This window comes from Sphingomonas radicis, assembly GCF_051400635.1.
GTDB lineage: Bacteria > Pseudomonadota > Alphaproteobacteria > Sphingomonadales > Sphingomonadaceae > Sphingomonas.
The window spans coordinates 716638-739798 of the sequence record NZ_JBLFFG010000001.1 but is presented as its reverse complement, the minus strand read 5'-3'; the positions used below and the strand labels follow the sequence as shown (position 1 = coordinate 739798).

Below are 23161 nucleotides of genomic sequence, written 5' to 3'. Positions count from 1 at the left end.
GCCCCCGGAAGGGGATAGGGGCGCGGTGACCGATCCGCTCGACATCCTCCACAAGACATTCGGATTCGCCGATTTCCGCGGCGTGCAGCGCCAGGTGGTCGATCGCGTGATGGCCGGAGCGAACACCCTCGCGGTGATGCCCACCGGCGCGGGCAAGTCTCTCTGCTATCAGGTGCCGGCCCAGGCGCTCGACGGCACCTGCGTCGTCGTCTCGCCGCTGATTGCGCTGATGCACGATCAGCTCCGCGCCGCTGAAGCGGTCGGCATCCGCGCCGCAACGCTCACCAGCGTCGACGAGAATCGCGAGGAGACGATCGCCCGCTTCCGCTCCGGTGCGCTCGACTTGCTCTACGTCGCCCCCGAGCGCGCCTCGAACGACAGCTTCCGCCGGCTGCTCGAAAGCACGCCGCTGGCGCTGTTCGCGATCGACGAAGCGCATTGCGTCTCCGAATGGGGCCATGATTTCCGCCCCGACTATCGTCTGCTGCGCCCGCTGCTCGATCATTTTTCGCATGTGCCGCGGCTCGCGCTCACCGCGACGGCCGACGCGCACACCCGCGCCGATATCCTCGAGCAGCTCGGCATCCCGCAGGACGGGCTGATCGTCGCGGGGTTCGACCGGCCCAATATCCGCTACGCGATCAGCCCGCGCGAGAACACCACGCGCCAGATCCTCGATCTGGTCTCCGAGCAGCCGGGCCCCGGCATCGTCTATGCCCAGACCCGCGCCGCGGTGGAGAAGCTCGCCGAGCGGCTCGCCGCCGAGACCGGCCGGCCGGTGCTGCCCTATCACGCCGGCCTCGATCCCGCGGTGCGCCGCCGCAACCAGGCGGCGTTCGTCGCGTCCGAAGAGATGGTGATGGTCGCTACCGTCGCCTTCGGCATGGGGATCGACAAGCCCGACGTCCGCTTCGTCGCCCATGCTGGCCTGCCGAAGTCGATCGAGGCCTACTATCAGGAGACCGGGCGCGCCGGGCGTGACGGCGACCCTTCCGTCGCGCACCTCTTCTGGGGCGCCGACGATTTCGCGCGCGCCCGCCAGCGGATCGGCGAAGTCGAGCCGCACCGCCAGGCAGGCGAGCGCACCCGCCTGACTGCGCTCGGCGCGCTCGTCGAAACGGCCGGATGCCGCCGCCGAATCCTGCTTCGCCACTTCGGCGAGGATGCGCCCGAGACCTGCGGCAATTGCGACAATTGCCTCACGCCGCCCGCCGCGATCGACGCGAGCGTCACGGCGCAGAAGTTCCTGTCCGCGGTGTTCCGCACCGGCATGACGTTCGGTGTCGGCTATATCGAATCGATCCTGCTGGGCCAGTCGAGCGAGCGCAGCCTGATGAACGGGCACGAGAAACTATCGGTTTTCGGGATCGTCAATGGCGAGGAGGCGGCGCTGCTCAAGCCGGTCGCGCGTGCGCTGCTGCTGCGCGACGCGCTGCGAGCAAATCCGCACGGCGGGCTCGAGTTCGGACCCGAAGCGCGCCCGATCCTCAAGGGCGAGGCCGCGCTCAAGCTGGTGCTTCCGCCCAAGCGCGAGCGCCGTGCACGCCGCGGTCGCGCGGGCGGCGAGAATCCGGTGGGCAATCCGCTGTTCGAGGCATTGCGCGCAAAGCGGCGCGAAATCGCGCAGGAGACTGGCCTCCCGCCCTATGTGATCTTCCATGATTCGGTGCTGCGCGACATGGCGCTCGGCCGCCCGGCCTCGCTTGCCGAACTAGGGCGGATCTCGGGCGTCGGCGCGCGCAAGCTCGAGGCCTATGGCGCCGATTTCCTTCAGGTGATCCGCGAGGCCCCGCCACAAGCGTGACGGGGCCTCGCGCGGGTTACATCGCGTTGCCGAGCTGGTTCTCGATCCGCGCGTCGTCATTGTCGTCGGCGCGGTCGGCCGCGGCCTCGGCAGCATCCTCGATATTGTCGGCCTGGCTTTCGAGCGCGTCGTGGAGCTGGTCGTTGCTCGTCGCATCGGCCTGCGCCTCTAGTGCGTCGGCCTGGTTTTCGCCCGCAGCCTCGATGTTCTCGGCAGCCTGATCGTCAGCATTGCCGCCGCATGCAGCGAGCGCCAGCAGTCCCGCCGCACAGGCGGCCCTCATCATGAACTTCATCGCATTCCCCTTTTTCGCGCGAACCGGCATGGTGGTGCCGGAGCCGCACCAATCGCCGGCGGCGCGAGAGGTTCCCGCGAAGCGTCAGAAGGCGCCGGGGACCTCGCGCTGGAAAGTCGACGGACGTTCGGGTGCAAGCAGCTCGCGCGGAGTTTCGCCGAGCCCCACCGCGTCGCGCAGCGCCACCGTCGGCGCTGCGCCGCTCACCGGCGTGCAGCTCCGCCCCGCCAGGAAGTCGAGCGCCGCCTTGGTCGAGGCTTCGCGCGGATCGCCCATCGGATAGTTGATGTCGTCGCCCGCACGACAGCTCGCCTCCACCGTGTTCGCGAGCCCGGTGTAATAGCCGCCCTGGTTGGCAGCGTTATGCACCGCGAGCGCCACCACCCGCAGCCGATCGTCGCAGGCAGCCTTGTCGAGCGCGATCTGCCCCACCGGCTTGCCGTAGGTGTTGGTCCCCACCAGCGCCGCATTGGCACGGAGGTAGGGAATGAAGGCATTGATCACGAGCTCGCTGGCCGATGCCGTGCCGCCCGTGCCGATGAAGGCGATGCGCGTCGGCGCAATCGATTCGGGCTGCGGGCTGAAATAGCGCGTCTCGTTGTTGGCAGCCTTCGAGGCGCGGAATACGGTGTGGCTGAACACGTCGGAGGTCGTGCGGTTGGCGCCAAGCAGGTCACCCATCAGTTCCGCGATCGAGATGAGCCCGCCGCCGTTGTAGCGGAAATCGACGATGATCTGGTTCACACCCTGCGCCTTGAACTGCGCGAAGGCAGCGCGCAGCGCCGGATCGGCGGTGTTGATGAAGGTGCGCAGGTTCACATAGCCCACCTTGCGGCCGCCATCGTCGATCACCTTGGCACCGTAGCGGCTCGAAACCGGCGTAAGCGCATAATCGGCCATCGAAACGGACACGTCGCGCGTGCCGGCCGCGTCGCGGATGCGGAACACGCGCGTGGTGCCCACTGCTTCGGTGCCGAGCGCATTGCTCACTGCGGCGAGACCGCCCGAAGCGATCAGCGAATCGACCGTGCGCAAGTTCGCCGCGCTGGTGCCGAGTGCCAGGATCTCGGTGCCCCGGTCCAGCCCAGCGGCAAGCGCCGGCGCGCCCTCGAAACTCTCCGTCACCCACACGCGTCTTGCGGCGCTGTCGCCGGTCAACCGGAATCCGTACCCCGCGCTGGACCCGGAGGAATAATAGGCATTCTCCTCGGCGATCGAGGTCAGATAAGTGAAATAGCGGTCCTTGCTCTGCGCACGCGCCGTGGCAGTCATCGCATCGATATAGGCATCGACACTGGCATAGGGTGCCGGATCGAGGCTGGCGGGCAGCGTCTCGGGGAAGAGATACCATTCGTTGAGCTGAGCGGCCGCCCAGTTCTGCCGGTCGCGTAGCGAGCAGCCCGCGGTCGTAGGAGGAGTCGGGGTCGGCGTCGTCGTTCCGCCACCTGCCGTCGGGGGAGCGTTGACCGATCCGCCACCGCCACCGCTGCACGCCGCCAGCATCGCAACCAGCGCCAGCGCAGTCCCGAAACGCATCCGCTTCATCCGTACCCCCCAATAACGAATTCAAACGCTTATCCGCGTTCCCCGCGCGGTGCCAGATTCACGTTCGATTCTGGCTGAGCCGGCAACGCCCAGTCGATCGGCTTCTGCCCATGCGCCTTCAAGAATTCGTTAGCCCTGGAAAAATGCCGGCACCCGAAGAAGCCGCTGTGCGCCGACAGCGGCGACGGGTGCGGCGCCTTGAGCACCAGATGCCGCCCGCCGCGCTCGATCGAATCGACGAACGCCGCCTTCTTCTGCGCGTGGCTGCCCCAGAGCATGAACACCACCGGCTCGGGGCGAGCGTTGACGAGCCGGATCACGGCGTCGGTGAACCGCTCCCACCCGCGGCCCTGGTGCGACGCCGCCATGCTCATCTGCACCGTGAGCACGGCGTTCAGCAGCAGCACGCCCTGCTCGGCCCAATGCTCCAGGAAGCCGTGGCACGCCGGCGGGATGCCGAGGTCGCTCTGCAGCTCCTTGTAGATGTTGACCAGGCTCGGCGGCACGCGCACGCCCGGGCGCACCGAGAAGCACAGGCCATGCGCCTGGCCCGGCCCATGATAGGGGTCCTGCCCCAGGATCACGACCTTCACCTGCTCGAGTGGCGTCAGGTCGAGCGCTCGGAACCATTCGCTTCCCGCCGGAAAGATGCGCTTCCCCGCGGCCTTCTCGGCAACCAGGAACGCCCTGAGCGTTTCCATGTACGGGCTGGCGAATTCCTCCTTCAGCGGATCGAGCCAGCTCGGATGCAGCTTGACGTTGCCCATGCCGCTGCTCTCCGAAACGCGCGTGCCCGTGTCAACGGGCAGGATCGGAAAGCCCGCGCGCGGGTTTCCCAAAGAGGGAGCAAAGCCATGTCGTTCACCGGAAGCTGCCACTGCGGCCGTATCGCCTATAGCGTCGACGAGGATCCGCCCGCCCAGGCGATCCAGTGCAACTGCTCGATCTGCCGGCGCAAGGCGCCACTCCACCATTTCACCACGCCCGACAAGTTCCGGCTCGAGGGTAGCCGCGACGACATCGCCACCTATCGCTTCAACCACCACGTCATCGCGCATCATTTCTGCAAGACGTGCGGCGTCGCGCCCTTCGCCGAGGGGACCACGCCCGACGGGCACGCGATGGTGGAGATCAACCTGCGCTGCGTCGACGGGATCGATCTCGACGCGCTCCAGATCCAGCCGTACGACGGCGCGAGCAGGTGATCGCTCCCGGGCTCGAACCGATGGAAGCCAAGCTCGTCGAGGCGCTGCCCGACGGGCCAGGCTGGCAGTTCGAGCCCAAATGGGACGGTTTCCGCTGCCTCGTCTTCAAGCAGGGCGGCGACGTCGCGCTCCAGTCCAAGTCGGGCAAACCGCTGGCACGCTATTTCCCGGAAATTGCCGCCCTGATCGGCGCGCTGCCGGTCGAGCGCCTGGTGCTCGACGGCGAGCTGCTCATCCCCGTCGGCGACGCGCTCTCGTTCGAGGCGCTCCAGATGCGTCTCCACCCCGCCGAGAGCCGCGTCCGCAAGCTCGCGGCCGAGACGCCCGCGCAGCTGATGCTGTTCGACTGCCTTTGGTCCCCCGATGCCGGTACGCTGGCCGGCAGACCGCTTGCAGAACGCCGCGCCGCGCTCGAGCGCTTTCATGCCGGCCACGGTTCGCCCGATCTGCGCCTCTCCCCCGCGACGGAGGACCCCGCCGCCGCGCAAGCCTGGCTCGACGCCGCCGGCGGTGCCCTCGATGGCGTCGTCGCCAAGCGACTCGACGAACCCTATCGGCCCGGCGAGCGCGCAATGCTCAAGGTCAAACGGCTGCGCACTGCAGACTGCGTCGTCGGAGGCTTCCGCTATGCCGCGAAGAAGCGCGAAGTCGGCTCGCTGCTGCTCGGCCTCTACGACCATGCCGGGCTGCTGCATCACGTGGGTTTCACGTCCGCCATTCCCGCCGCCGACCGGCCTGCGCTGACTAGGCAGCTCGAAGCGCTGATCGAACCGCCGGGCTTCACCGGAGACGCTCCGGGCGGCCCCAGCCGCTGGTCGACCGAGCGAACAGGCGAGTGGGAGCCGCTGCGCCCCGAACTGGTGGTCGAGGTCCGCTACGACCATGTCACTGGCCGTCGCTTCCGCCACGGAACCGGCTTCCTGCGCTGGCGCCCGGACAAGGCTCCGCGCCAGTGCACGATGGAGCAGCTCGAAGGCGAAGTGCGCCCTGCGCTGATCGAAGCGGCCCTGGAGAAGGGCTGACTGCTCAGCCGGCCCTGCCCAGCCGCGCAATGAAGAAGCCGTCGAGCCCGCCCTGCTCGGCGAGCACGCCGGGAAGGAGGCGGAGCGCTCCATCCTCGCGCGCGGTCACGCCTTCCGGCAGTTCCTCGGCACGGACGGGATCGATCGCATAGTCCCGATGCGCCGCAAGAAAGCGTTCGAGCTGCGCCTCGCCTTCCTCGGGCTCCAGCGAGCAAGTCGAGAAGACGAGCACCCCTCCCGGCTTCACCCATTCCGCCGCCCGGTCGAGCAGCCGCGACTGGAGCTCGGCCATCTCGGCGATCAGCGACGGGCGGACGCGGTGGAGCACATCGGGGTGGCGGCGAAAGATGCCAGTGGCGCTGCACGGCGCGTCGAGCAGCACCGCATCGGCTGGCGCATCCGGCCGCCATTGCAGCAGGTCCGCAGCGATCACCCGAGCCGAGAGCCCCGTCCGCTCCAGATTCTCGTGCAGCCGCGCGAGCCGGTTCTCGGACACGTCCACCGCAGTCACGTCCCAGCCTGCCGCGGCAAGCTGGAGCGTCTTGCCGCCCGGCGCGGCGCACAGGTCGAGCGCGTGCCCCGCACCGGCGCCGATCAGCCGCGCAGGAATCGAGGCGGCGAGGTCCTGCACCCACCAGTCGCCTTCGCCATAGCCTTCGATGCCGGGTACCGACGCCCGCTCGTCCAGACGCAGATGCCCCGGAAGCAGGCTGACGCCCGGAAGATCGGGTGCGCGGACAGGATCGCGCAGCGTCAGGTCGAGCGGCGGCGGCACTGCGATCGCGCGCTCGGCATCCTCGATCATCTGGTCGCCCCAGGTGGCGTGCCAGCGCAGCGCCACGGCGTCCGGCAGCGTGGGCGGCTCGGGGAGCGTGACACCCTGGCGCATCAGCGTGCCGAACACGCCATGCACCAGTTTGCGCGGCCCGCCGTCGACCAGCGGAAGCACCGTGGCGATCGCGGCATGGCCGGGCGTGCCGAGCGCGAGCGCCTGAACCAGCGCAATCCGCAGCGCGAAGCGCGCCTTTGCATCGCCCGGAAGCTCGCGCTGAGTGGCCGAATCGATCAGCGCATCGAGATCGGGCAGCCGCCGCAGCGCCTCGGCGGCGATTGCGTGCGCGAGCCCGCGATCGTTGGGCGCGAGCCCCTGCGCGGCATTGTCCAGCGCCTGTTCGAGCGCGAGCCCGCGGCGGAGCACCCCGTCGAGCAGTCGGAGCGCAGCGCGGCGCGCGGGGACGCCGGGCGCATCAGCCTCTGGACGGTGGGGTCGGGGGGGTCTGGACATATGGCTCCCCCTAGTCCCTCACGCGCGGCGAAGGAAAGGGTTAGCGGCGGCCGTACGGATCGAGTGCGCTCGCGCGGCGAGGCTTGCGCGTCACCGGCACGCTGGCGGCGCGGGGCGTGGCGGCAACCGCCGGTGCATTCACAGGCGCCCCGATGCCGCCCATCTCGGCCGCGATCGCCTCCAGCGCGGCAATCCGGTTGCCGGTGTCCGGGTGCGTCGAGAACATATTGTCGCGGCCGCCGCCGAGCCCCGGCACGATGTAGAGCTGCGACGCCGCCGGCACGCGCTCGGCTACCGGATTGGGAATGTGTGCAGCGCCCCGTGCCAGCTTGGCGAGCGCCGAGGCGAGTGCGCGCGGGTTGCCCGAGATCTCGGCGCCGGCGCGGTCGGCGCCATATTCGCGCGTGCGGCTGATCGCCATCTGGACGATCATCGCCGCAAAGGGCGCGACGAACACCGCGGCGATTCCGGCGAGCCCCGGCCCGCGCCCTTCCGAATCGCGGAAGAACAGCCCGAAGTTGGCGATCATCGAGATCGCGCCCGCGATCGTCGCGACCATCGTCATGATCAGCGTGTCACGATTGCGGACATGGCCCAGCTCGTGCGCCATCACCCCGGCCACTTCGTCGCGGGTCAGCATGTCGAGCAAGCCCGTCGTCGCAGCGACGGCGGCGTGCTGCGGATCGCGTCCGGTAGCGAAGGCGTTGGGGTGCGGCGAGTCGATCACGTATACCTTGGGCATCGGCAGCCCGGCGCGGCGGCTCAGCTCCTCGACGATCCCCACCAGCTCGGGCGCCGTGCGTGCCTCGACTTCACGCGCATGGTGCATCGACAGCACGATCTTGTCGGCGTTCCAGAAGGTGATCAGGTTCATCCCCGCCGCGACCACCAGCGCGATCAACGCCCCGCCGCTGCCGCCGAGCGTATAGCCCAGCGCCATGAACAGCGCGGTGAGCGCCGCGAGCAGCATGCCTGTCTTCAAACCGTTCACTTGAACCCACTCCTTGCCCACCCGATTTGGGAAGCGAACCGCCAGGAAACAATGCCATGGGCCAGCGCCCCGAACATGTGAAACCGCCCGAATATCTTTCGAAGAGCCCGCCCGTGCCGCAGCCCGAGCCGGGCAAGCAGACCGAAGACCCGCTGGGCAAGAATCCCACCCGCTACGGCGACTGGGAGCGCAAGGGCATCGCGGTCGACTTCTAGTCCGCCAGCGCGGCCTGGATCTTGAGCACCGTGTTCCAGTTGCGGGCAGTATTGCCCTGCGAGAGCCTGGCCTTCTGCATCGTCGGAGCCAGATTCGAGCGGCCCTGCCCCTCCGGAAAATCGGTGAACAGCTCACGGCCGACCGCCACCATCCGCTCGGGACCGTCATAGCTCGCGGCGATCCGGTCGATCGCCGCCTTGTCGACGGGTTCGCGGTGGAAGCTGACGACCAGAAAGCTCGGCCGTTCGCGCGCCTCTTCGGGAAAGGGGTTAGCCTTCACCAGCGCGTCGAGATCGGCGCGGTTGCGCACGAACACTTCTGACTTCAGCCCGGTCGCCTTCTCCAGGGCGAGGTGCAGATCGCGCTCGAGCGCCGCAGGCGCGGCATCGCCAGCCTCGAACACGACGTTCCCGGAGGCGAGGATCGTCTTCACCTCCGTGAAGCCCATGCCCTCCACCACGGCCTTGAGTTCCGCCGACTTGAGCTGGCGCTTGCCGAGATTGATTCCCCTGAAAGCGCCGCCCATTTCATTGCGCTTCCTCCCGCAGGGGCCGGCTGAGCAGCGCCTCGACCACCTCGCCGATCGCCGAGCCTTCGAGCAGCGCGTTGACCGCCGCAGTCACCGGCATGTCGACGCCGGTCGCGGCCGCGGCCTCACACAATACCGGAGCCGTGAACGCACCCTCGGCCACGGTCCTGCGGTCGGCCAGCAGTTCGGCGGCGCTGCGCCCCTGGCCCAGCCCGACGCCGAGCGAGAAATTGCGCGAATTGGTCGAGGTGCAGGTCAGCACCAGGTCGCCGAGTCCCGAAAGCCCGCCCAGCGTCTCCGCCTGCGCCCCGCGCGCGACTCCGAAGCGCGTCATCTCGGCAAAGCCGCGCGCGATCACCGCGGCACGCGCGTTGAGCCCGAGCCCTGCGCCCTCGACCACCCCGCAGGCGATCGCGAGCACGTTCTTCACCGCCCCGCCGATCTCCGCACCGGCGACATCGGTGGAGGCGTACGGGCGAAAGGCAGGCCGCGCGATCAGCTCGGCAAGCGCGCGCGCGGTCTCGACGTCAGAGGCGGCGAGCGTCACCGCCGTCGGCAGTCCCGCGGCGACCTCGTGTGCGAAGGTCGGGCCGGAGAGCACTGCGATGGGCGAACCGGGATGTACCTCATGCGCGACTTCGTGGAGCAGCTTGAGGCTGCCCGCTTCGATTCCCTTCGAGCAGAGAATCAGCGGCTGTCCCTCCGCAGGCAGCTGGCCGAGCACCGCGCGCATATGCTGCGCCGGCGTCACCACCAGCACCGCGGCAGTTCCCGCCAGAGCCGCCAGATCGCCAGTTGCGACGATAGCCTCCGAAAGCGGCCGCCCAGCGAGAAAGATGCTGTTCTCGTGGCGCGTGTTCACCGCCTCGACCACCTCGGGCTCGCGCGCCCACAGCCGGACTGACCGGCCGCCGCTCGCTATCACCTGCGCCAGCGCGGTTCCCCAGGCGCCGCCCCCCACTACGCCGATCGCCGCGTCGCTCATGCCTTCACTCCTGCCCCCCGGACCTTTTCCGCATCCGGATCGAGCGGCCAACGCGCGCGTGCCGGCGTGTCGAGCGGATCGGTGCGCCCCGCCGCGAACAGTTCCGCGCCCGCCCAGCCAATCATCGCGGCATTGTCGGTGCACAGCCACAGCGGCGGCGCCACGAAGCGCAACCCCTGCTCGGCCGCCAGCCCCTCCAGCGCAGCGCGGACCAGCGCGTTCGCCGCGACGCCGCCCGCCACCACCAGCGCGCGCGCCTCGACCTGGCCCAGCGCACGCCGGGTACGGTCGATCAGGCAATCGACCACTGCCTGCTGGAACGACGCGGCGATGTCCTCCGCGCTGAACTGGCCCACCACACGCGCCACGGCGCTCTTGAGCCCCGCGAACGAGAAATGCGGCTCGCCCGAACCCACCAGCGGGCGCGGCAGCGGCACCGCGCGTGGATTCCCCTTCGCCGCCGCCACTTCCACCGCCGGTCCGCCCGGAAAGCCGAGCCCCAGCAGCTTGGCCGTCTTGTCGAACGCCTCGCCAGCCGCGTCGTCGATCGTCGTCGCCAGCCGGCGATAGTCGCCGGCACCCTTCACCAGCAGCAGTTGGCAATGCCCGCCCGAGACGAGCAGCAGCAGATAGGGGAAGTCGAGATCGGGATCGGCGAGCCGCGGCGACAGCGCATGGCCCTCGAGATGGTTGACCGCGATCAGCGGCTTGCCGCTCGCCAGCGCCAGCGCCTTGCCGGTCACCAGCCCCACCATCACTCCGCCGATCAGGCCCGGGCCCGCGGTCGCCGCGATCGCATCGACTTCGCCCAGCGTCACACCGGCTTCATCGAGCGCAGCCTCGACCAGGGGGGCCAGCACCTCGACATGCGCGCGCGCCGCGATTTCGGGCACCACGCCGCCGTAGGGCCGGTGCGCCGCCTCCTGCCGCGCCAGCTTGTGCGCGAGGATGCGGCGGTCGGTGGTGACCAGCGCCGCGGCGGTTTCGTCGCAGCTCGATTCGAGACCCAGGATCAGCGCCATTGCATCCATCTAGAACCCCGATGCATTAGCACAAGACTATGGCCCTCTTCCGCCTCGGTTCCCGCGGTTCGCCGCTCGCCCTCACCCAGGCCGCGATGGTGCGCGAGGCGCTCGTCGCCGCGCACGAAGTCGCGCCCGAGGATGTGGAGATCGTCGTGATCCGTACCACCGGCGACAAGGTGCAGGACCGTCCCCTCGCCGAGATCGGCGGCAAGGCGCTGTGGACCAAGGAGCTCGATCGCGCACTGCTCGCCGGCGAGATCGATGCCGCGGTCCATTCGATGAAGGACGTCGAGACGATCCGCCCCGAGATGATCGCGATCGCCGCGATGCTGCCCCGTGCCGACGTGCGCGACCGGCTGGTGGGAGCCGAATCGTTCGAAGCGCTGCCCGAGGGCGCAGTGATCGGCACCAGCTCGCCGCGCCGCGCCGCGCAGGTCCGCAGACTCCGCCCCGATCTCCGGACGGTCTTCTTCCGGGGCAACGTCGACACACGGCTCGCCAAGCTCGCCGCGGGCGAAGCCGACGCAACCCTGCTCGCCGCCGCCGGGCTGGAGCGGCTGGGGCGTCATGACGTCGGCACGCCGATTCCGATCAACGTGATGCTCCCCGCGCCCGCTCAGGGCGCCGTGGGCGTCGAATGCCGCGCCGATGATTCGCGCGTGTGCGCGCTGCTCGCCGCGATCGACGACGCGCAGACGCACGCCTGCGTCCTCGCCGAGCGTGCGCTGCTCGCCGCGCTCGACGCCAGCTGCCATTCGCCCGTCGCCGCGCTCGCGACGATCGAAGGCGCGATCCTGACGCTGCGCGCCGAACTGCTCGCCGAGGACGGCAGCGCGCACGTCTATGCACAGCTCGAGGGCGCGCCGCTCGACTCGGGGCTGCCGCGCGCAGTCGCGGCCGACCTGCTCGCGCGCGCGCCCGACAGCGTCCGCCGGCTGTTCGGCGGATGAGGCGACCGATCGCGGTGCTGCGGCCGCAACCGGGCAACCGCGCCACCGCCGCCGCGATCGAGGGCCGCGGGCGTGTCGCGATCAGCCTGCCGCTGTTCGAAGTCCGCCCGCTCGCCTGGGAAGCGCCCGATCCCGCCGGATTCGACGCGCTGATCCTCACCAGCGCGAACGCCGTCCGCCACGCCGGCCTCGGCCTCTCTGCGCTCGCCTCGCTCCCCGTCCATGCCGTGGGCGAAGCGACCGCCGATGCGGCACGCCGCGCGGGGCTCGCGGTCGTCTCGGTCGGCCAGGAGGGCGCCGCCGAGCTGATCGCCAATGCCGAGGCGCGCGGAGTCCGCCGCGCGCTCCACTTGTCGGGCCGCGAACATACGCTGCAGCCGGGCGGCATCGTCGCGCGAATCGTCCCGGTCTATGCGAGCGAAGCCGTGCCCGTCGCACCCGAAGCCGTCGCGCGGCTCGCGGGATCGGTCGCGCTGGTCCATTCGACTCGCGCCGCACATCGGCTCGCCGAGCTGGTCGCGGCCCCGGCACGCGGACGGATTGCGCTGGCCGCGATGAGCGCGCGCGTCGCCGCGGCCGCAGGCACCGGCTGGGAAAGCGTGGTCGTCGCACCGACACCGCATGCCGAGGCACTGATCGCCACCGCGATAGCGCTGGCCGATTGACCGAGCGGGCGACGCAGCGAATAAGGGGCGCCATGAGCGACGAGCCCCTCGCGCCCGAGCCCGTCCGCGGCTCCGCCGGAAAGAACAGCCTGCTGATCGGAGGCATTGCCTTCGTCGGAGGAATTGCCGCGACCGCGGCTGCGCTGCAGCTCTGGGGCACCATGGGCCCGGAGCCGGTGCCCGAACCCACGCCAGTGACCACCACGATCGAAGCGCCGCCCTTCGTGCGTCCGCCGCTCCCTCCGGGGACCGACATGGCGACTCTCAACGCCCGCGAGCAGGAGCTCGCGGCCAGGCTCGACCAGCTCGATGCCCGGCTCCGCGAAGTCGACAGCGGCTCGCGCGTGGCATCGGCGCACGCCACCCGGGCCGAGCAGCTGATGGTGGCCTTTGCGGCGCGCCGCACGCTCGAGCGCGGCCAGCCGCTCAACTATCTCGAGCCGCAGCTGCGCGCGCGGTTCGGCGAGAAGCACGGCGATGCCGTCGCGGCGATCCTGCGCGCCGGCGAAGAGCCGGTGACGCTCGAGGACCTTCGTCTCGCGCTCGACACGATCGCGCCGCGGCTCACCAGCAGCCCCAGCGACACGCTGTGGGCGCAGGCGCGCCGGCTGCTCACTGATCTGGTCGTGCTGCGCCAGGCCGAATCGCCCAGCCCGCGCACGTCCGATCGGCTCCGCCGCGCGCGCCGCTCGCTCGATCAGGGCCAGGTCGAGGCGGCGCTGGCGGAGGTCGTCCACATGCCCGGTGCCGCCAATGCCGAGAGCTGGGTGAGCGCGGCGCGGCGCTACATCGCCGCGCGCAAGGGGCTGGCCGAGATCGAGAAAGCGGCGCTCGAAGCGCCGACTCCGGTGCCGACGGGCGCGGCGGCGGCGCCGCTTTCCGCGGTGCAGCCGGTGAGAATCTGAGAGGAAAAACGTAAAAATGGCTGAGATGGGCCGGTTCGACTGGCAGGATCCGTTCGCGCTCGACGCGCAGCTGACCGACGAGGAACGCATGGTTCAGGGCGCCGCGCGCGACTATGCGCAGGGCGAGCTGCTGCCGCGCGTCACCAGCGCCTTCCTGGAAGAGCGCTTCGATCGCGAGATCATGGCCGAGATGGGCGCGCTCGGGCTGCTCGGCGCGACGATTCCCGAATCCTATGGAGGCGCCGGGCTCGGCTATGTCGCCTATGGCCTCGTCGCGCGCGAAGTCGAGCGCGTCGATTCGGGCTATCGCTCGGCGATGAGCGTGCAGTCCAGCCTCGTGATGCACCCGATCTTCGCCTATGGCACCGAAGCGCAGAAGCGGAAGTATCTGCCGAAGCTCGCGACCGGCGAATGGGTAGGCTGCTTCGGCCTGACCGAGCCCGATGCCGGCTCGGACCCCGGCGGCATGCGCACCCGCGCCGAGAAGATCGATGGCGGCTATCGCCTCACCGGCACCAAGATGTGGATCACCAATTCGCCGATCGCCGAAGTGATGGTGGTCTGGGCCAAGTCCGATGCGCACCAGGGCGCGATCAAGGGCTTCGTGCTCGAACGCGGGATGAAGGGCCTCTCCACGCCCAAGATCGAAGGCAAGCTGAGCCTACGCGCCTCGGTCACTGGCGAAATCGTGATGGATGGCGTCGAAGTGGGCGAGGAAGCGCTGCTTCCCGAGGTCCAGGGACTCAAGGGACCCTTCGGCTGCCTCAACCGCGCACGCTACGGCATCGCCTGGGGTTCGATGGGCGCGGCGGAGGCGTGCATGCACGCCGCCCGCCAATATACGCTCGACCGCGCCCAGTTCGGCCGCCCGCTCGCCTCCAACCAGCTCGTCCAGCTCAAGCTCGCCAACATGCAGACCGAGATAGCGCTCGGGCTCCAGGCGGCGCTGCGCGCGGGGCGGATGTTCGACGAGGGCACGCTGGCGCCCGAGGCGATCTCGATCATCAAGCGCAACAATTGCGGCAAGGCACTCGATATCGCCCGCGTCGCGCGCGACATGCACGGCGGCAACGGCATCTCCGCCGAGTTCCACGTGATGCGCCACGCGATCAACCTCGAGACGGTCAACACTTACGAAGGCACGCACGACGTCCACGGGCTGATCCTCGGCCGCGCGATCACGGGAATCGCCGCGTTCTGATGGGGCCCGATCGTCAGCCCATCCTCCAGGGCGAACTTGTCACGCTCCGGCCAATGGCCGCCGAGGACCGCGAGGCATTGTTCGCGATTGCCAGCGATCCGCTGATCTGGGAGGTCCACCCGGCGCACGATCGGTGGAAGCGCGAGGTGTTCGACGCATTCTTCGACGCCGGGCTCGCCTCGGGCGGCGCGCTGACGATCGAGGACCGCGCGACCGGCGAAGTGATCGGCTCGAGCCGCTACGATGGCTATGACGCTGAGGCCGACGAGATCGAGATCGGCTGGACCTATATCGCGCGGGCCTATTGGGGCGGCACCTACAATCGCGAGATCAAGCGGCTGATGCTCGATCACATCCACCGCTTCGTTGGCACCGCCACCTTCATCGTCGGCGAGGACAATATCCGCTCGCGCAAGGCGATGGCGAAGATCGGCGGCGTGCTGCGCGAGGGCACGGTCGAGCGGACGATGGCGGGCGAAATGCGGCGGCACGTGATTTACGAGATCCGCAAGGGATGAAGCCGCTGGCGGGCCTCAAGGTCGTCGAGCTTGCGCGCATCCTCGCGGGCCCATGGTGCGGCCAGCTGCTCGCCGACCTTGGCGCCGACGTGATCAAGATCGAGCGCCCCGGCGAGGGTGACGACACGCGCCACTGGGGCCCGCCCTTCCTCCACGGCCCCGACGGCGAGAACCTCGACGCTGCCTATTTCCACGCCTGCAACCGCGGCAAGGCAAGCCGGGCGATCGACATCGCTACCCCTGAAGGGCAGGCTGAGGTCCACGCGCTGATCGCGGACGCCGACGTCGTGATCGAGAACTACAAGGTCGGCGGGCTGGTAAAATACGGCCTCGATCCCGCCAGCCTGCGCGCGCTGAACCCCCGGCTCATCGTCGCCTCGATCACCGGCTTCGGCCAGACCGGCCCCTATGCCGCCCGCGCAGGTTACGACTTCATCATCCAGGGCATGGGCGGCTTCATGAGCCTCACCGGCGAGCCCGACGGCGCGCCGCAAAAGGCCGGCATCGCCTATGCCGACATCTTCACCGGCGTCTATTCGGCGGTCGCGATCCTTGCCGCGCTCCGCCACCGCGACGCCACCGGCGAAGGCGCACACATCGACATGGCGCTGCTCGACACGCAGGTGGGCGTGCTCGCCAACCAGGCGCTCAACTGGATGGCGAACCCGGCCAAGGTGCCGCACCGGATGGGCAACGGCCATGCCAACCTCGTGCCCTATCAGGCCTTTCACGCCCGCGACGGCGAACTGATCGTCGCGGTCGGCAACGATTCGCAGTTCCGCAAGCTCTGCACGGTGCTCGGCCTGAACCTCGCCGACGATCCGCGCTTCGCGACCAACCCCGCCCGCGTCACGCACCGCGCCTTGCTGATCCCGCTGCTCGAAGCCGCGATTCGGCTCTGGGCCAAGGCCGACCTCTACGAGGCGCTCGAGGCCCAGGGCGTCCCCGCCGGCCCGATCAATGTGCTCGACGAAGTCTTCGCCGACCCGCAGGTGATCGCGCGCGGCATGAAGATCGACCGCGAAGGCATCCCCGGCCTCGCCAGCCCGATCGTGATCGACGGCGAACGCATGGTCTCGGACAAGCCGAGCCCGAAGCGGCCTTAGGATCTCACCAAAGCACCGGCTTGGCGATCATCAGCCAGAACACCCCGATCAGCCCCAGGAACGCGGGCCATCCCAGGGCAAACCACCAGCGCATCGCCTGATCATAATCGTGACCGAGCGGCTCGCCCGTTTCACAGGCCCGCTGCGCCAGCCGCTGCGCGCGGATCTGCAGGCCTACGACCGGCACCCAGCAGGCGAAGGCGATCAGGTAGAGGCCGTAGGTGGCGACCAGCCACGACGAATCCAGCGGCCATCCGGCCTGCCGCACGAGCAGCAAGCCGCTCGCGGGCTGCATCACCCCGCTCGTTCCGGTGAATATCCAGTCGGCTCGCACCACCATCCGTCCGACAGTGGCGATCGTCGCCGGATCGCGCGTCAGATGCGCGTTCCAGAAGTACCAGGCGGTTCCTGCGCCGAAGCCGAACAGCACGGTGCTGCTCAGCACATGCACCCATTTGAGGAGTAGATACGCGTCCATCAGCGATTGTCTCCGATGGCGCCATGGACAAGCACCAGCGCAAGGATCGGCAGGTTCTTGAGCAGTGGACCCAGCGGATCGGTCCAGAGGCCAGGAAGGCCGATTCCGATCACGAGCGTGTAGCCGCCTATCACCGCCAGCTGCACCAGCGTAGCGGCGCGCGCTTTGCGGTCCAGCAGCACCAGCGCGGCAATACCCAGATCGAGCAGGCTGCTGCCGATGCGCAGCGGATCGGCCCAGCCCTGCGGCGCGCCGACTGCCTCGATCAGCTCGGCAGTGGGCACCGCTCCATAGGCGAGGCCGAGCAGCGCAGAGGCGAGCCAGAGCAGCACGAGCACCGCTTTCACGAATGGCGCGAGGAAGAAGAGGCGGGCGTGCCAGCGATCCTGCACCTGCGCGGGGCGATCACGCAGCGCTTCGCCAAGGCTCCGCGGACGAAACCCGATAGCCTGCGCGAACGCCTGGCTGTCTCCCGCATTGCCCGCAACGAGCTGCGCGAGACTGTTTGTCGCAATCGGTCCGCTGCCCGCCATATCGCCCAATCGTCCGAGCAGTCGCATGATGGGCATCGGCACCGAAACGAAACGCGCGGCTCCGAATCCCAGCCATGCCCGATAGTGGTCGAGCAGCGAACGCAGGCTCAGCGTGTCCGGACCGACAGGCTCCAACGTTCGTCCGGCGAAGCGCGAATCCTCACAAACGATCCGCACCGCACGCGCCAGGTCGCGCGCATGGATTGGAGTGAAGACGAAGCCTCCCGTGCCCGGAAGCGGCACGCGCCAGGGCAGTCCGGCCATGCCCCGCAGCAGCGAGGTTCCACCGAAGCTCCCATCGCCATAGACCAGCGACGGGCGCAGGATCGTCCAGTCCACGCCCGATTCGCGCAGCACCCATTCGCCTTCGAGCTTGGATCGGGCATAGTCGGTTGCAACATCGCCGCGCGCGCTGATCGCGGAGATCAGGACGATGCGCCCCACCCCGGCAGCGGCAGCCGCGGCATGGAGCGCGCGCGGCATGTCGACGTGCATCGCGTCCATCGTGCGCCCGCGTAGCACACCAGCGGCGTTGACGATGACATCGGTACTCCGGGCGAGCGGTTCCCAGTCAGAAGCCCGTGTAGCCCGGGCAAGATCGCGCTCCTCGATCGCTGCATCGGGAAAGGCTTGGTCCAGTCCCTCGGCACGGCGAACGACGGCGGTGACTTCATGGCCCTGCGCGATCAGCTCGGCAAATATATGCCGGCCGATGAACCCGCCGGCACCCAGCAGCAATATCCGCATCCATCATCCCCCGCCGGGGATCGGCATAGCGCGTGGATCGCGGCCGCGCAGGCGAATTCTCGCTAGCCCAGCCGGCGGATCAGCTCCTGTGCCGCGGCGGGCGCGCGGACCTTGCCGCCGTGGATGAAGAAGACGAAGGTTTCGCGCGGCTTCCTGGGCGGGTCGGCATCCACCACATAAGGCAATCCCTCGGGCCGGCCGCCCGCTGCCCAGGTCCGCGCCGCCTCGATCCAGCGCGGCAGGTCGGATTCGGGATAGCAGAAGGGGTTGTCATCCTCGCCGGCCTCGAGCCGGGCATAGACGAAATCGCCGGTGACATCAGCGATCGCAGGATATTGCGGCGAATCGGCGAAGACGACCGCTGCGTCCGCCTCGCGGCACATTGCGACGAACTCGGGCACGGCGAAGCTTTCGTGGCGCACCTGGATCGCATGGCGCAGCGGCACGCCTTCATGGGCCTTGGGCAGGAGCTTCAGGAAAGCGCCGAAATCCTCGGGGTCGAACTTCTTGGTGGCCATGAACTGCCACAGGATCGGGCCGAGCCTGTCGCCGAGTTCGATGATCCCCTGGCCGACGAACTTCGCGATCGATTCGCCGCCCTCGGCCAGTACCTTGCGGTTGGTGCAGAAGCGCGAGGCCTTGACCGCGAAGACGAAACCGTCGGGCACGGTCTTCGCCCAGCCCTCGAACGTCGCGGGCTTGAAGCCCGAATAATAGGTGCCGTTGATCTCGATCGCGGTCAGCGCGCGGCTGGCGAATTCGAGCTCCTTCTTCTGGCTGAGCCCCTCGGGATAGAAGGTCCCGCGCCACGGCTCGAAGGTCCAGCCGCCGATTCCGACTCGTATGGGTGCTGCGTTCATGGCGCGAAGCTAGCCGCTCCGCCGCTCCGCGCCAGCCCGAATGCTGCGGCTAAACCCTCAGCGCACCCGCGACCAGGTCTGCGACTTGCAGATCACGCCGAACAGCACGCAGCCCTTGCCGACCATCTTGTCCTCGGCGGCGAAGCTCAGCGTGCCCGAGAAGGTCTGGCGGATGTCGGGCACGAACACCTTGCCCTTCCACTTGCCCTTGCCCGCGGGCGCGAGGTCGCGGAACAGCCGGGTGCCGACCAGATTCTCGGTGCCGCCGCGGCGCGCGTCGGCGATCGCCTTGGCGCTCGCCCAGGTGACCGTGCCGCAGATGGCCTCGCCGCATTTGTCGATGCGCACGTGCACGCTGTTGCTGGGGTTGCGCCATTCGCTCGCGATCGGCGCGGCGGCGCGATCGTTGGCGGCGGCGGGCACGGCAGCCAGCGGCAGCGCGGCGATCGCGAGCGCCAGCAGATTCGAAACAAAGGACTTCAGCACAGGCAATACCTCAAACGAAATCATGGCCGTCTGCACGGCGCGAAAACACCGATGATCGGGAGCCCTTCCCGCTTTCGGGACGCAAGAGATTTGGAAACCGAATGCGGCGCCCGCAAGGCGACAATCTGGAAACGCTGTGTTGGCGGCGGCGCAATCATGTCCGGGCCGTGGCCCCGGAAGCCGCTGGAGCGGGCGAAGGGATTCGAACCCTCGACCCCGACCTTGGCAAGGTCGTGCTCTACCCCTGAGCTACGCCCGCTCTGGCGTCTGGCCCGTGCGAAAGAAGCGCACCGGGCGGGTGAGGCGCGGCCACTAGCAGCGGGTTTCGGGGAGCGCAAGCCCCTTGCTGCGATTCGGGAAAAGGCTTGGCGCGAAGCGGCGGAACGCCCACATAGCGCCGATCCCGATCCGCCAATCCCACGAGGAGCAGTCCGTTGGCCACGCTTGGAATGAGCCCCGCCGAGAAGGAAGCCGTCGAAGCTTTCCGCCGCGACATCGTCGAGCCGTCGATGACGAGCCTGGTGATCATCGATTTCTGGGCCGAATGGTGCGGGCCGTGCAAGGCGCTGGCGCCGGTGCTCGACAAGATCGCCACCGATTATGCGTCCAAGGGGGTCAGGCTCGCCAAGGTCGACGTCGACAAGAACCAGTTCATCGCCGCGCAATTCCAGGTGCGATCGATCCCCACCGTCTATGCGATGTTCCAGGGCCAGCTTGTCGCCGATCTCTCGACTGCGCGCACCGAGACTCAGTTCCGCACGATGCTCGACCAGATCCTGCGCCAGTTGCCCGTGCAGAGCGAGGACGCGCAGGCCGAAGCCGAGATCGAGCCGCTGATCGCGATGGGCGAGCAAGTGCTCGCCGACGGTGACAACGAGCGCGCGCTGTCGGTCTTCGACCAGATCCTCGAGCTTGCCCCCGAGCATCCCGCAGTCGTCGCCGGGCGTGCCCGCGCGCTCGTCGCGCTCGGCCGAACCGAGGAAGCCGCTGCAGCGCTCGACGCGCTTCCCGAGGAGGCTGCCAAGGCCCCCGAGATCGAGCGCGCCCGCGCCGCGGTGAGCCTCGCGCAGGAGGCCCAGCCCGTCGACGATCTCACCGACCTGCGCACCCGCGCCGCCACCGGCGACATGGACGCGCGCTACGAGCTCGCCGGCGCGCTGATGACGAGCGACCGCGACGCCGCCGCCGAGACGCTGCTCGCGATGATCCAGGAAGACCGCGAGTGGAACGAAGCCGCCGCCCGCGCACGGCTGCTCAAGCTGTTCGAGGCAGTGGGGCTCGAGGATCCCTGGGTATCGGCGCAGCGCCGCAAGCTCTCCGCGATCCTGTTCGGATGACGGTGACGCGGCTCTCGGTGTTCCCGCTTCCCGGCGCGCTGCTCTTCCCCCGGATGCAGCTGCCCCTGCACATCTTCGAGCCGCGCTACCGGGCAATGGTGTCCGAAGCGCTCGCGCGCGACCGGCGCATCGGCATGATCCAGCCGCGCGATTCGGCCGATCCGCCTGCGCTGTTCGACATCGGCTGCGTCGGCCGCATCGCCGATGTCGAGGCGCTGCCCGACGGCCGCTTCAACATCGTCCTCGAAGGGCTCGCGCGGTTCACGATCCTGCGCGAGCTCGATGTCGCCACGCCCTTCCGCCAGGTCGAAGCCGAGCTCGAGGAGGCGGGCCCGGCGCAGGTGCTCGCCCTCGCCGAGCGCGCGAGCATCGAGATGGAGGCGCGCCGCTTCGCCGACGGGCTCGGCTATGCCGTCGACTGGGAAGCCGTCAGCCGGCTCGACGACGAATCGCTCGTCAACGGCATCGCCCAGATCGCCCCGTTCGACGCCGCCTCGAAACAGGCGCTGCTCGAGGCCGGCTCACTGAGCGACCGCGCCGAGCTCGTCGTCCAGCTCATGCAGTTCTTCGGCCGCCACGGCGAGGACCGGGCGACACTGCAATGAGCACTCTTCCCATGATGGAGATCGACCCCTGGCTGCTCGAACGGCTCGTCTGCCCCGCGACGCGCACCAGGCTGCGCTATGACGCGGAGCGCCAGGAGCTGGTCTCGGACGAGGCCGGCCTTGCCTATCCGATTCGCGACGGCGTGCCCGTACTGCTGGTCGAAGAAGCGCGGAAGCTCTGAATTTCAAGTCCTGTACCCCGGCGAAGGCCGGGGCCCAGTTGCCACGCACTCAAAGGCGCGAGCGACTCGAAGAGAGTCCGAGTCTATGCCGTCACACCCTGCAGCAGCTTGGGCACGTCGCCGCTCTCGCCGCGGGCCTCGGCCATGAACCAGCCCTTCAGCGGCGGCAGCTTGTCGACCGCCGAGAGGCCGAAGCGCCGTACCGCGCTCGCGGTACGCCCCGGAATCCCGAACAGGCGGGTGAGGCCATCAGTCGCCGCGGCGACCATGAAGGTGTCGAGCCCGCGCCAGCGCTGGTAGCGCGCGAGCAGCTGCGGGTCGCCCAGGTCCATGCCCAGCCTCTTGCCGTCGACCAGCACCTCGACCAGCGTCGCCACGTCGCGGAAGCCCACGTTGACGCCCTGTCCCGCGATCGGATGGATGCCGTGCGCGGCATCGCCCACCAGCGCGAGCCGATCGGCGGTGATCCAGGCGGCGTGATGAAAGCCGAGCGGATAGCTCGACCGCGCCGAGAGCGGCCCGAGCTTCCCCAGAAAGCCGCCCATCTTCTTCTCGGCCTCGGCCAGATAGGCGCGCGGCGAAATCTTCATCATCCCCGCCGCTTCGCTCGCCTTGACGGTCCACACCACGGCCGAGCGATGGCCGTTCTCGTCGTCCAGCAGCGGCAGGATCGCGAACGGCCCCTCGGGGTAGAAGATCTCGAAGGCGATGTTCTCATGGGCACGCTCGTGCCCCAGCGTCGCGATCATCGCGGCATGGTCATAGCTCCAGCGCGCGGTCTTGAGTCCTGCCGCCTCGCGGGTGGGCGAATTGCGTCCCTCCGCCGCCACCAGCAGCGGCGCCCGCACCACTGCGCCCGAATCGAGCGTAGCCGTGACGCCGATCGCATCGCGCTCGACCGAGACTGCGCGCGTCTTCATCCGCACATCGGCCCCCGGCGCCGCCTGCGCCGCCTCGAACAATGCCCTGCGCAGCACGCGGTTCTCGAACATATGGCCGAGCGCGCCTTCCTCCGCGTCGGGCGCGAAGTCGAGCTTGCCGGGATCGAGTCCGTCCGAAACGCGGATGCCCTGGATCGGGCAGCCCTTGCCCGCCAGCCGCGGCGCCACGCCGATCGCCTCGAACATCCGCATCGGGGCGCTCGCGATCGCCGAGGCGCGCCCGTCGAACCCCGCGCCGAGGATCAGCTCGGGATCCGCCGGGTCGATCACGATCGAAGTGAGGCCATGCGCATCGAGCGCAACCGCAAGCGCGCTGCCGACCAGCCCGCCGCCGAGGATGAGGACGTCCGCGCGATCCATAGCCTCCGCACTAGGGTCCAGACCCATAAACCGCAATGGCCGGGACGGAGCGGATTTTGGCGCATGGGTAGGAATGAGGAGGGAGCGATGCCGAAGCATCGTGACCGACAAGTGACGCCCTCCATGGGCCAAAATCCGCCCGCCGCTTCGCGGTTGCCCTGTCGCGCCCGCCGGCTGCGTTGCGGCACTTGCGCGTAGCGCCGCTACGCGCTGCGCACCGCTCCTTGCCGGACGAACACGACAGGGCAATCCCGGCCGTTGTGGTTTATGGGTCTGGACCCGGGCGCCGCAGCCTCCACGCGACAAACGCTTTCCTACACACCGTTGTTCTGCTATTGTTCCGACAGATGCGCGTTCTCGCCGGTGATATTCCCACGCACGACGC

At 69.1% G+C, this 23161-nt stretch carries 26 protein-coding genes and 1 tRNA gene; 13 read left to right on the top strand and 14 right to left on the bottom strand.

The window, feature by feature from the left end:
- The first annotated feature begins 25 nt into the window (after window positions 1-25).
- Window positions 26-1804 carry a DNA helicase RecQ gene (recQ, locus tag ACMGDH_RS03400; protein WP_436826506.1) on the top strand — a complete coding sequence of 593 codons (1779 nt, stop codon included), beginning with the start codon at window positions 26-28 and terminating at the stop codon, window positions 1802-1804.
- 16 nt (window positions 1805-1820) lie between these two features.
- On the opposite strand, the gene ACMGDH_RS03395 is transcribed toward recQ, so the two are convergent.
- The 3 genes from ACMGDH_RS03395 to ung form a co-directional block, all read right to left on the bottom strand.
- On the bottom strand, window positions 1821-2099 hold the full coding sequence (locus ACMGDH_RS03395; RefSeq protein WP_436826505.1) for a hypothetical protein: 279 nt from the start codon (window positions 2097-2099) through the stop codon (window positions 1821-1823).
- 84 nt (window positions 2100-2183) lie between these two features.
- Complete coding sequence (locus ACMGDH_RS03390) at window positions 2184-3644, bottom strand: S41 family peptidase (RefSeq protein ID WP_436826504.1); 1461 nt, start codon at window positions 3642-3644, stop codon at window positions 2184-2186.
- A 29-nt stretch (window positions 3645-3673) separates the two neighbouring features.
- Window positions 3674-4411 carry a uracil-DNA glycosylase gene (gene ung / locus ACMGDH_RS03385; RefSeq protein ID WP_436826503.1) on the bottom strand — a complete coding sequence of 246 codons (738 nt, stop codon included), beginning with the start codon at window positions 4409-4411 and terminating at the stop codon, window positions 3674-3676.
- Window positions 4412-4498: 87 nt separating this feature from the next.
- Here ung and ACMGDH_RS03380 point away from each other — a divergent pair, with 87 nt between their 5' ends.
- Together ACMGDH_RS03380 and ACMGDH_RS03375 are read left to right on the top strand one after the other, a co-directional pair.
- On the top strand, window positions 4499-4849 hold the full coding sequence (locus ACMGDH_RS03380) for a GFA family protein (protein ID WP_436826502.1): 351 nt from the start codon (window positions 4499-4501) through the stop codon (window positions 4847-4849).
- Window positions 4846-5871 carry an ATP-dependent DNA ligase gene (locus ACMGDH_RS03375; RefSeq protein ID WP_436826501.1) on the top strand — a complete coding sequence of 342 codons (1026 nt, stop codon included), beginning with the start codon at window positions 4846-4848 and terminating at the stop codon, window positions 5869-5871. The genes ACMGDH_RS03380 and ACMGDH_RS03375 overlap by 4 nt, the downstream gene beginning before the upstream one ends.
- 4 nt (window positions 5872-5875) lie before the next feature.
- Here ACMGDH_RS03375 and ACMGDH_RS03370 read toward each other — a convergent pair whose 3' ends face one another.
- Together ACMGDH_RS03370 and htpX are read right to left on the bottom strand one after the other, a co-directional pair.
- Window positions 5876-7156 (bottom strand): RsmB/NOP family class I SAM-dependent RNA methyltransferase, encoded by a 1281-nt coding sequence (locus tag ACMGDH_RS03370; RefSeq protein WP_436826500.1) that lies wholly within the window; start codon window positions 7154-7156, stop codon window positions 5876-5878.
- A gap of 40 nt (window positions 7157-7196) precedes the next feature.
- On the bottom strand, window positions 7197-8147 hold the full coding sequence (gene htpX / locus ACMGDH_RS03365; protein ID WP_436826499.1) for a zinc metalloprotease HtpX: 951 nt from the start codon (window positions 8145-8147) through the stop codon (window positions 7197-7199).
- 56 nt (window positions 8148-8203) lie between these two features.
- On the opposite strand from htpX, the gene ACMGDH_RS03360 reads away from it, so the two are divergent.
- Window positions 8204-8362: a DUF1674 domain-containing protein gene (locus tag ACMGDH_RS03360; RefSeq protein WP_436826498.1), complete on the top strand. Its 159-nt coding sequence runs from the start codon at window positions 8204-8206 to the stop codon at window positions 8360-8362.
- On the opposite strand, the gene ACMGDH_RS03355 is transcribed toward ACMGDH_RS03360, so the two are convergent.
- From ACMGDH_RS03355 to tsaD, 3 genes are read right to left on the bottom strand one after another with little or no spacing between them, the layout of a single operon-like run.
- Window positions 8359-8889 (bottom strand): DUF1697 domain-containing protein, encoded by a 531-nt coding sequence (locus ACMGDH_RS03355; protein WP_436826497.1) that lies wholly within the window; start codon window positions 8887-8889, stop codon window positions 8359-8361. The genes ACMGDH_RS03360 and ACMGDH_RS03355 overlap by 4 nt on opposite strands.
- A 1-nt stretch (window position 8890) precedes the next feature.
- On the bottom strand, window positions 8891-9877 hold the full coding sequence (locus ACMGDH_RS03350; RefSeq protein ID WP_436826496.1) for an NAD(P)H-dependent glycerol-3-phosphate dehydrogenase: 987 nt from the start codon (window positions 9875-9877) through the stop codon (window positions 8891-8893).
- Window positions 9874-10899: a tRNA (adenosine(37)-N6)-threonylcarbamoyltransferase complex transferase subunit TsaD gene (gene tsaD, locus ACMGDH_RS03345; protein ID WP_436827213.1), complete on the bottom strand. Its 1026-nt coding sequence runs from the start codon at window positions 10897-10899 to the stop codon at window positions 9874-9876. Before tsaD ends, ACMGDH_RS03350 begins: the two co-directional genes overlap by 4 nt.
- A 38-nt stretch (window positions 10900-10937) precedes the next feature.
- Between tsaD and hemC the strand changes: the two genes are divergently transcribed.
- The 6 genes from hemC to ACMGDH_RS03315 are packed head-to-tail and all read left to right on the top strand — an operon-like array spanning window position 10938 to window position 16247.
- Window positions 10938-11852, top strand: coding sequence for a hydroxymethylbilane synthase (gene hemC, locus ACMGDH_RS03340; RefSeq protein ID WP_436826495.1), 915 nt, complete (start codon window positions 10938-10940; stop codon window positions 11850-11852).
- Window positions 11849-12517, top strand: a complete 669-nt coding sequence (locus ACMGDH_RS03335) for a uroporphyrinogen-III synthase (RefSeq protein ID WP_436826494.1) — start codon at window positions 11849-11851, stop codon at window positions 12515-12517. Before hemC ends, ACMGDH_RS03335 begins: the two co-directional genes overlap by 4 nt.
- A gap of 32 nt (window positions 12518-12549) precedes the next feature.
- Window positions 12550-13422 (top strand): hypothetical protein, encoded by an 873-nt coding sequence (locus tag ACMGDH_RS03330; RefSeq protein ID WP_436826493.1) that lies wholly within the window; start codon window positions 12550-12552, stop codon window positions 13420-13422.
- Window positions 13423-13438: 16 nt separating this feature from the next.
- On the top strand, window positions 13439-14623 hold the full coding sequence (locus ACMGDH_RS03325; RefSeq protein WP_436826492.1) for an acyl-CoA dehydrogenase: 1185 nt from the start codon (window positions 13439-13441) through the stop codon (window positions 14621-14623).
- Window positions 14623-15141 carry a GNAT family N-acetyltransferase gene (locus tag ACMGDH_RS03320; RefSeq protein ID WP_436826491.1) on the top strand — a complete coding sequence of 173 codons (519 nt, stop codon included), beginning with the start codon at window positions 14623-14625 and terminating at the stop codon, window positions 15139-15141. The genes ACMGDH_RS03325 and ACMGDH_RS03320 overlap by 1 nt, the downstream gene beginning before the upstream one ends.
- Window positions 15138-16247, top strand: a complete 1110-nt coding sequence (locus ACMGDH_RS03315; RefSeq protein WP_436826490.1) for a CaiB/BaiF CoA transferase family protein — start codon at window positions 15138-15140, stop codon at window positions 16245-16247. Before ACMGDH_RS03320 ends, ACMGDH_RS03315 begins: the two co-directional genes overlap by 4 nt.
- Window positions 16248-16251: 4 nt before the next feature.
- Here ACMGDH_RS03315 and ACMGDH_RS03310 read toward each other — a convergent pair whose 3' ends face one another.
- The 5 genes from ACMGDH_RS03310 to ACMGDH_RS03290 all read right to left on the bottom strand — a co-directional run bounded on the left by ACMGDH_RS03310 (window position 16252) and on the right by ACMGDH_RS03290 (window position 19610).
- Window positions 16252-16725 (bottom strand): DUF2269 family protein, encoded by a 474-nt coding sequence (locus ACMGDH_RS03310; protein WP_436826489.1) that lies wholly within the window; start codon window positions 16723-16725, stop codon window positions 16252-16254.
- Window positions 16725-18005, bottom strand: coding sequence for an SDR family oxidoreductase (locus ACMGDH_RS03305; RefSeq protein ID WP_436826488.1), 1281 nt, complete (start codon window positions 18003-18005; stop codon window positions 16725-16727). Before ACMGDH_RS03305 ends, ACMGDH_RS03310 begins: the two co-directional genes overlap by 1 nt.
- Before the next feature lie 62 nt (window positions 18006-18067).
- Window positions 18068-18865 carry a DUF72 domain-containing protein gene (locus ACMGDH_RS03300; RefSeq protein WP_436826487.1) on the bottom strand — a complete coding sequence of 266 codons (798 nt, stop codon included), beginning with the start codon at window positions 18863-18865 and terminating at the stop codon, window positions 18068-18070.
- 57 nt (window positions 18866-18922) lie between these two features.
- Window positions 18923-19351 (bottom strand): DUF2147 domain-containing protein, encoded by a 429-nt coding sequence (locus ACMGDH_RS03295; RefSeq protein ID WP_436826486.1) that lies wholly within the window; start codon window positions 19349-19351, stop codon window positions 18923-18925.
- Between the two features lie 184 nt (window positions 19352-19535).
- Window positions 19536-19610 (bottom strand) — tRNA-Gly (locus tag ACMGDH_RS03290).
- A gap of 190 nt (window positions 19611-19800) precedes the next feature.
- Between ACMGDH_RS03290 and ACMGDH_RS03285 the strand changes: the two genes are divergently transcribed.
- The 3 genes from ACMGDH_RS03285 to ACMGDH_RS03275 are packed head-to-tail and all read left to right on the top strand — an operon-like array spanning window position 19801 to window position 21475.
- On the top strand, window positions 19801-20688 hold the full coding sequence (locus ACMGDH_RS03285; RefSeq protein WP_436827212.1) for a tetratricopeptide repeat protein: 888 nt from the start codon (window positions 19801-19803) through the stop codon (window positions 20686-20688).
- A complete protein-coding gene (locus ACMGDH_RS03280) occupies window positions 20685-21293 on the top strand; it encodes an LON peptidase substrate-binding domain-containing protein (RefSeq protein ID WP_436826485.1) in 609 nt (202 codons plus the stop codon). The genes ACMGDH_RS03285 and ACMGDH_RS03280 overlap by 4 nt, the downstream gene beginning before the upstream one ends.
- Window positions 21290-21475 carry a Trm112 family protein gene (locus ACMGDH_RS03275; protein WP_436826484.1) on the top strand — a complete coding sequence of 62 codons (186 nt, stop codon included), beginning with the start codon at window positions 21290-21292 and terminating at the stop codon, window positions 21473-21475. The genes ACMGDH_RS03280 and ACMGDH_RS03275 overlap by 4 nt, the downstream gene beginning before the upstream one ends.
- Window positions 21476-21558: 83 nt before the next feature.
- On the opposite strand, the gene ACMGDH_RS03270 is transcribed toward ACMGDH_RS03275, so the two are convergent.
- On the bottom strand, window positions 21559-22776 hold the full coding sequence (locus ACMGDH_RS03270; RefSeq protein WP_436826483.1) for a UbiH/UbiF/VisC/COQ6 family ubiquinone biosynthesis hydroxylase: 1218 nt from the start codon (window positions 22774-22776) through the stop codon (window positions 21559-21561).
- Between the last annotated feature and the right edge of the window lie 385 nt (window positions 22777-23161).

What these genes read in the sequence shown, in the direction of transcription:
- ACMGDH_RS03350 (WP_436826496.1), bottom strand. Translation starts at nt 9,877, where the DNA reads ATGAGCGACGCGGCGATCGGCGTAGTGGGGGGCGGCGCCTGGGGAACC.
- tsaD (WP_436827213.1), bottom strand. Translation starts at nt 10,899, where the DNA reads ATGGCGCTGATCCTGGGTCTCGAATCGAGCTGCGACGAAACCGCCGCG.
- ACMGDH_RS03380 (WP_436826502.1), top strand. Translation starts at nt 4,499, where the DNA reads ATGTCGTTCACCGGAAGCTGCCACTGCGGCCGTATCGCCTATAGCGTC.
- ACMGDH_RS03390 (WP_436826504.1), bottom strand. Translation starts at nt 3,644, where the DNA reads ATGAAGCGGATGCGTTTCGGGACTGCGCTGGCGCTGGTTGCGATGCTG.
- hemC (WP_436826495.1), top strand. Translation starts at nt 10,938, where the DNA reads ATGGCCCTCTTCCGCCTCGGTTCCCGCGGTTCGCCGCTCGCCCTCACC.
- ACMGDH_RS03325 (WP_436826492.1), top strand. Translation starts at nt 13,439, where the DNA reads ATGGCTGAGATGGGCCGGTTCGACTGGCAGGATCCGTTCGCGCTCGAC.
- ACMGDH_RS03320 (WP_436826491.1), top strand. Translation starts at nt 14,623, where the DNA reads ATGGGGCCCGATCGTCAGCCCATCCTCCAGGGCGAACTTGTCACGCTC.
- ACMGDH_RS03285 (WP_436827212.1), top strand. Translation starts at nt 19,801, where the DNA reads ATGAGCCCCGCCGAGAAGGAAGCCGTCGAAGCTTTCCGCCGCGACATC.
- ACMGDH_RS03315 (WP_436826490.1), top strand. Translation starts at nt 15,138, where the DNA reads ATGAAGCCGCTGGCGGGCCTCAAGGTCGTCGAGCTTGCGCGCATCCTC.
- ACMGDH_RS03270 (WP_436826483.1), bottom strand. Translation starts at nt 22,776, where the DNA reads ATGGATCGCGCGGACGTCCTCATCCTCGGCGGCGGGCTGGTCGGCAGC.
- ACMGDH_RS03280 (WP_436826485.1), top strand. Translation starts at nt 20,685, where the DNA reads ATGACGGTGACGCGGCTCTCGGTGTTCCCGCTTCCCGGCGCGCTGCTC.
- ACMGDH_RS03395 (WP_436826505.1), bottom strand. Translation starts at nt 2,099, where the DNA reads ATGAAGTTCATGATGAGGGCCGCCTGTGCGGCGGGACTGCTGGCGCTC.
- ACMGDH_RS03360 (WP_436826498.1), top strand. Translation starts at nt 8,204, where the DNA reads ATGGGCCAGCGCCCCGAACATGTGAAACCGCCCGAATATCTTTCGAAG.
- ACMGDH_RS03275 (WP_436826484.1), top strand. Translation starts at nt 21,290, where the DNA reads ATGAGCACTCTTCCCATGATGGAGATCGACCCCTGGCTGCTCGAACGG.
- ACMGDH_RS03335 (WP_436826494.1), top strand. Translation starts at nt 11,849, where the DNA reads ATGAGGCGACCGATCGCGGTGCTGCGGCCGCAACCGGGCAACCGCGCC.
- ACMGDH_RS03305 (WP_436826488.1), bottom strand. Translation starts at nt 18,005, where the DNA reads ATGCGGATATTGCTGCTGGGTGCCGGCGGGTTCATCGGCCGGCATATA.
- ACMGDH_RS03300 (WP_436826487.1), bottom strand. Translation starts at nt 18,865, where the DNA reads ATGAACGCAGCACCCATACGAGTCGGAATCGGCGGCTGGACCTTCGAG.
- ACMGDH_RS03310 (WP_436826489.1), bottom strand. Translation starts at nt 16,725, where the DNA reads ATGGACGCGTATCTACTCCTCAAATGGGTGCATGTGCTGAGCAGCACC.
- ACMGDH_RS03355 (WP_436826497.1), bottom strand. Translation starts at nt 8,889, where the DNA reads ATGGGCGGCGCTTTCAGGGGAATCAATCTCGGCAAGCGCCAGCTCAAG.
- ung (WP_436826503.1), bottom strand. Translation starts at nt 4,411, where the DNA reads ATGGGCAACGTCAAGCTGCATCCGAGCTGGCTCGATCCGCTGAAGGAG.
- ACMGDH_RS03330 (WP_436826493.1), top strand. Translation starts at nt 12,550, where the DNA reads ATGAGCGACGAGCCCCTCGCGCCCGAGCCCGTCCGCGGCTCCGCCGGA.
- ACMGDH_RS03370 (WP_436826500.1), bottom strand. Translation starts at nt 7,156, where the DNA reads ATGTCCAGACCCCCCCGACCCCACCGTCCAGAGGCTGATGCGCCCGGC.